Origin of the sequence: Mesorhizobium sp. M2A.F.Ca.ET.067.02.1.1 (assembly GCF_004023285.1) — a bacterium.
Classification (GTDB): Bacteria; Pseudomonadota; Alphaproteobacteria; order Rhizobiales; family Rhizobiaceae; genus Mesorhizobium.
Window position 1 is genome coordinate 1 of the sequence record NZ_RZSB01000362.1, and the last position, 5,935, is coordinate 5,935.

General features: G+C 64.9%; 5 protein-coding genes. 2 read left to right on the plus strand and 3 right to left on the minus strand.

Translation table 11 applies throughout. The features are described from left to right. The coding region (locus tag EOA28_RS22130; protein WP_148670799.1) for a glutamate synthase subunit beta at positions 1 to 1,058 on the plus strand (1,058 nt) is incomplete at its 5' end. A gap of 152 nt (positions 1,059 to 1,210) precedes the next feature. Here EOA28_RS22130 and EOA28_RS22135 read toward each other — a convergent pair. After that, complete coding sequence (locus EOA28_RS22135) at positions 1,211 to 2,419, minus strand: DUF459 domain-containing protein (RefSeq protein WP_126081462.1); 1,209 nt, start codon at positions 2,417 to 2,419, stop codon at positions 1,211 to 1,213. A gap of 222 nt (positions 2,420 to 2,641) precedes the next feature. Continuing rightward, positions 2,642 to 3,862: a lytic murein transglycosylase gene (locus EOA28_RS22140; protein WP_126081463.1), complete on the minus strand. Its 1,221-nt coding sequence runs from the start codon at positions 3,860 to 3,862 to the stop codon at positions 2,642 to 2,644. 222 nt (positions 3,863 to 4,084) lie between these two features. Here EOA28_RS22140 and galU point away from each other — a divergent pair, with 222 nt between their 5' ends. Then, a complete protein-coding gene (gene galU, locus EOA28_RS22145; protein WP_127249796.1) occupies positions 4,085 to 4,990 on the plus strand; it encodes a UTP--glucose-1-phosphate uridylyltransferase GalU in 906 nt (301 codons plus the stop codon). A gap of 18 nt (positions 4,991 to 5,008) precedes the next feature. Here the strand turns inward: galU and EOA28_RS22150 are convergent. After that, a partial coding sequence (locus EOA28_RS22150) for an outer membrane beta-barrel protein (RefSeq protein WP_148670800.1) occupies positions 5,009 to 5,935 on the minus strand: 927 nt, incomplete at its 5' end.

Here is a 5,935-nt window from a genome sequence, read left to right on the forward strand (position 1 = left end):
GCCATATCCGGCCCCATCCGCCCGAGAAGAAGACCGGCAAGCGTGTCGCCGTGATCGGCTCCGGCCCGTCCGGCATGGCGGCCGCCCAGCAGCTCGGCCGCGCCGGGCACGACGTGCATGTCTATGAGCGCGAAAGCCGCCCCGGCGGCCTCATGCGCTACGGCATCCCCGACTTCAAGATCGAGAAGCACTATATCGACCGGCGCATCGAGCAGATGCAGGGCGAGGGCGTGACCTTCCATTGCGGCGTCAATGTCGGCGTCGACACGAAGGTGGCCGATCTGCTCGAGGAATATGACGCCGTGCTCTATTGCGGCGGCTCGGAAACGCCGCGTCCGGCCGGCATTCCAGGGGCCGATCTCAGCGGCGTCTACGACGCCATGCCTTATCTGGTGCAGCAGAACCGCCGCGTCGGCGGCGAGCCGATCCAGTCGGTTGCCTGGCCCTCACACCCGATCATCGCCGGCGGCCAGCATGTCGTGGTGGTCGGCGGCGGCGACACCGCGTCCGACTGCATCGGCACCGCCTTCCGCCAGGGCGCGGTGCGCGTGACGCAGCTCGACATCCGTCCGCAGCCGCCGGAGAAGGAAGACAAGCTCTCCGTGTGGCCCTATTGGGCGACCAAGATGCGCACGTCCTCCTCGCAGGCCGAGGGCGCCGAGCGCGAATTCCAGGTGGCGACGCTCGAATTCATCGGCGAGGACGGCCAGTTGACCGGAGTGCGCTGCTGCGAGGTTGACGAGAAGCGCAAGCCGATCGCTGGCACAGAGTTCGTCATCCGCGCCGATCTCGCCTTCATCGCCATCGGCTTTGCCGGCCCGGCGGGCGACAGCCTGATGAATGAACTGGACGGCAAGATCAAGATCGTCACCGACAGCCGCCGCTCGCGGAATGTCGAGGCCAATGATCGCGACTACAGGACCAGCGTCGACAAGCTCTATGCCGCGGGCGACGTGCGCCGGGGCCAGTCGCTGGTGGTCTGGGCGATCCGCGAGGGCCGCCAGGCGGCGCGCTCGATCGACGAGGCGTTGATGGGGTCGACGGTGCTGCCGCGCTGAGACCGTAAAGAAATTCTACTCCTGCGGCCAGCTGCTGGCGTTTTCTGCGCTTCGGGTGCACGTACAGCAACGTACGCTCCGCTCCGGTTCTCGAAAACACCACCATCTGACTCGCAGGAGCGAATTTCTGAAACGGTCTCCGAGCCGATGAGCTACTGATTGACGCCCGCCGCCGTATCGGGCTGAGCGGCGGCGGTCGGCTTCGGCGGCCAGGAAAAATCGTCGGCGCGGCCGGGTGAGGCGGCCGGCGCCTTGCCTTCCAGGATCAGCTTTTCGCCGGGCAGGTTCGGATCGGCCCTGGCAGGCTGCGCGGCACCCAGCAGTTCAGTGCCGCCGTCGAGCGCGGGATCGCCGAGCAGCATCGGCGCGGTGCGGTCGACGATGATGGGCGCGGCGGCCGGCTTCGGCGCCTCGACCGGAGCGCCGGCCGGCGCCGACACGGTGGTGATGCTTCCCGGCGCCGCCAGTCCGAGGATCTTGGCCAGCGGCTTTTCCGTGTAGAAGGCGAGCTTGCGCTTGCCGGCCTTGGTGACGTTGATGCCGTCGTCGGAGCGCAGGCGCACCGGCTGGCCGTTGATGTCGGGGCCGGAGGTGACGAAAGCGCCGTTCTCATCGACGAAGCCGTCCCAGACATCGACGAACTCGCCGCCATTGCTTTGGGCGACCGAGTGATAGATGTCGTTGAAGGCGAGCATGTCGGAATTCATCTTCGACACACCGAAAGCCGGCATGCCGACCCACAGGAATGGCACCTTGGTCTCCTGAAGAGCCTTGCCCAGCGCATCGGTGCGGCGCTCATATTCCTTGGTCCAGTTCTCCGAGCGCGGCTGCTCGCGCACTTCGCCGACCTTCATCTGCTGCCGGTCGTTGGAGCCCAGCATGACGATCACGACCGCCGGTTTCTCGGTCTCGATCAGCGATTTTATCTGGGCCGGCCAATTGTAGACGTCGTCGCGAACGAAGCCGGAGGAACCGTTGGAGCGGGCGACGATCCTGACGGCGGGATTGTCGGCAAAGGCCGTGTCCAGCCCCTCCGCAAGCCCGCTCGCCAGAAAATCGCCGACCACCAGGACGACGCGAGCATCGTTGGTCTTCTCGACGATCGGCGTTTCGGGCTCCGCCGGCGGGCGTGGCTTGGATTTCTTCTTGGGTTTCGGCCTTGGCTGGACTTCGACGGGCGGCTCGATGCGTTCGCTGCGGCGGGGAAACAGAAGGTCGCGCAGCGACCAGCCGCGGCTTTCCTCCTGCGCGAACGCAGGGGCGTGGAACACGCCGGCGGCGGTGACGACAAGCACGGCAAGGGCGAGAATCAGGATCGGCGCCCGGCGAATACCCTGCCTGATACGCGCGACCGAAACCAAACACCTCTCCATCCCTTGGCGCATGACCAGGCAAACGCGGGAAAGTCATGCGCAAGCCGAAGCGCTACCGCATCCTTGCCGTCTTTGAAAGGATGCCTGGCGCCCTAAAGTGCGTCGCGCTGAAATGGATTCAGTCGACGCGCTTTAAGTCTTTGTTTTGATGCATGTCGTTCCCCCAAAACCGCTGCGCACTTTTGGGCGACATGCATTAGAGCGGCTCTGCTACCGCTTGCGGAGCCATTTGAGCACTTCCAGGCTCGGATAGCCATCCTGGGTCAGGCCAACCTTTGCCTGGTAGGCCATGATGGCGGCCTTCGAGCCGTCGCCGATCTTGCCGTCGAACTTGCCGTCGTAATAGCCGTGCTCGGAAAGCCGCTTCTGCAGCTCCTGCCGCTCCTCGAAGCTGAGCTTGGTGAAGGGCCGCTGCCAGTCCTGCACCAGGCCGGTGCCGCCGGCGATCTCATCGGCCAGAAGCCCGACGGCCAAAGCGTATTTGTCGGCATTGTTGTAGGCCTTGATCACCGAGAAATTCCGGATCATCAGGAAGGCGGGGCCGCCCCGGCCGTCCGGCACTTTCAGCGTCGCCTTGTCGGTCAGGTTCTTGAACGGCTTGCCGCTGGCCCTGACGACGCCGAGCGCCTGCCACTGCGCGATCGTCTTTGCGCCGCCGGGCAGCTTGCTGGCCGGTATGGTGACCTCATAGCCCCAGGTCTTGCCGGCTTGCCAGCCGTTCTTCTTGAGCAGATTGGCGGAAGTCGCCAGCGCGTCGGGGATCGAATTCCAGATATCGCGCCTGCCGTTGCCGTCCATGTCGACCGCATAGCGCTGATAGCTGGTCGGGATGAACTGGGTCTGGCCCATCGCGCCGGCCCAGGAGCCCATCAGATGGCTCTCGTCGATGTCGCCGCTCTGCAGGATTTTCAGCGCCGCGATCAGCTGGGTGCTGGCATATTTCGAGCGCTTGGGATCGCCATAGGCAAGGGTGGCCAGCGAACGGATGACGTTGCGCATGATGTCGTCGCGCTTGAGCGTCTCGCCATAATTCGATTCCATCGACCAGATGGCCAGAAGGATGTTGCGGTCGACGCCGAACCGCGCCTCGATGCGGTCGAGCCATGGCTTCCATTTGCGTGCCATCGCCTGGCCGTTGGCGACCGCCTGGTCGTGCACGCGGTTGTCGAAATAGTCCCAGGCGGGCGCGGTGAATTCGGGCTGGGTGCGGGCTTTTTCCAGCACGACCGGGTCGGGCTCGATGCCTCTCATGGACTGATCGTAGACAGCGCCCGAAACGCCGCCCGCCACCGCGGTGGCGCGGAAGCCCGCGACCCACTGGCGGAACCCGGCATCGGCGAAAGCGGGTCCGGCGGGCATCAGCAGGGCCAAGGTCAGGCCGGCTGCGGTCGCCAGTGCCGTCAGGCGCCTCGCGGTGTTGCGAACGGACATCATTTCCTCCTTCGTCAAATCAGGAAGGATCATTCAACGCCGAACCGGGTTAGTATTTAGTTTACCATAGGCGCCGCCGGGAACGAAAAGAGGTGTCGCGGCTTCTAGCTCTCACATTCAACCTGGACGTCCGATAGCCCAACATTCCGGCGTGAAAATGTTTGGGGGGATTGCGGAGCGTGCCGCCGAGCGGATAATTGGCCGAAAAGCAGGGGTGTCAGCATGAAGCGCGTTCGCAAGGCAGTTTTCCCGGTCGCCGGCCTCGGCACGCGGTTCCTTCCGGCCACCAAGGCCATCCCGAAGGAAATGCTGACCGTCGTCGACCGGCCGGTCATCCAATATGTGGTCGACGAGGCGCGCGAGGCCGGCATCGAGCATTTCATCTTCGTGACCGGGCGCAACAAGGCGGTCATCGAGGACCATTTCGACGTCCAGTTCGAGCTCTATGACACGCTCGCCCAGCGCGGCAAGGACGACCAGCTCGCCCGCCTGCAGCGGCTGCAGCCGGCGCCGGGACAGACGAGCTTCACGCGCCAGCAGGTGCCGATGGGCCTCGGCCACGCCGTCTGGTGCGCTCGCGAGCTGGTCGGCGACGAGCCATTCGCGCTGCTGCTGCCGGACATGATCATGCAGTCGGAAAAGAGCTGCATGAAGGGCATGGTCGAGCTTTATGAGGAGACCGGCAACAACATCATCGCCGTGCAGGAATGCGATCCAGCGGAAGCGCATAAATACGGCATTGTCGGCCGCGGCGAGGATGCGCATCACGGCTTCCGCATCACCGGCATGGTGGAGAAGCCGAAGCAGGGCACCGCTCCCTCCAATCTCTTCATCAACGGCCGCTACATCCTGCAGCCGGAAATCTTCGGCATCCTGGAAAGCCAGGAACGCGGCGCCGGCAACGAGATCCAGCTGACTGACGCGATGCTGAAGCTGGAGAAGAAGCAGCCCTTCTACGGCTATCACTACAAGGGCCGCACCTTCGACTGCGGCTCGCCGGAAGGGTTCGTCGAGGCCAATGTCGCCTTCGCGCTGTGGCGCAGCGACATGAACGCAAGCATGGCCGGCGTCATCCGCACGCTGCTGGACGAGGTGCGGCCGGCGGAACGCCGCGGCGTGGGGTCCTAGCCTTCGTGGTCGGCGAGGCTATCGCTGGACCTTCAGACCAAGATAGACGCTGTTGGCCGTGTAGTCGCGTCCAGGCAGGTTGCTGGTCAGCTTCTCCGTCCGCACTCTCGTGGTGAGGCCGGCATAGCGATTGAGCCACCAGGTCAGTCCGGCTTCGGCGCTCAGGATCAGGTCGTGGCCGTCGGAGCCGGTATAGTCGCGCCAATCGAGGCCAAGCGCCGAGTTCGCCGTCAGATTGGCGCGGATCTGGCGCTCGCCGGTCAAACGGCCGGAGTAGAGGATATCGCCGCTCTCGCCCGCCGTCGTTGTCGTCTCGACGTTGGTCTTGCCGGTGAGGCCGATGGTGGTGCCGCGCTCGGGGGACCATTTGAGGTCGGCGTTCAAGCTCGGCCCTGCCACCGCCGGCAGGCGGCTGTCGTCGATCGCTTCGCGCAGCCAGCCGACGGAGAATTCGCCTGAAAGCTTCTCGCCCATGTCGAGCTCGAGGCCGGCACGCGCGCCAAGCCTGGTCGAGGACCGCTCGAAGCCGTCGGTGTCGACGCGCAGGTCATAGATGCGCCGCCCGGCCTCGACTTCCGTGAAGGGCGTCAGCGCCGGTGAAATCTGATAGCCGGTGCGCAAAGTCGCCGTGTAGAGCGTGGAGTTGCGATCCTTCTGTGACACGGTGGTGCCGTTGGAGAGCTCGGCATCGCCGTAGAAATCATGCGAGACCGCGCCGGTCAGCGCGTAACGCATCTTGCCGACACTTTTTTCGATGCCGAGGCTGCCGTCCACGGTCTGGCGCAGCGGCTGCTGGGTGACACCGGCGATCGCATCTGGCGAGGAGGCCGATTCCGGCGCTGCCTCGTAGCCGAGCTTGGCGATGGCGCGCAGCTCGTTGTCGAGATCGACATTGAGCTGGCCCTCGATGCGGCCCTGCGCATCGTTGATCTTTTGGCCCGAGAC

Bases quoted from the DNA above. Each gene is read 5' to 3' on its own strand.
- EOA28_RS22140 (WP_126081463.1), bottom strand. From the start codon at position 3,862: ATGTCCGTTCGCAACACCGCGAGGCGCCTGACGGCACTGGCGACCGCA.
- galU (WP_127249796.1), top strand. From the start codon at position 4,085: ATGAAGCGCGTTCGCAAGGCAGTTTTCCCGGTCGCCGGCCTCGGCACG.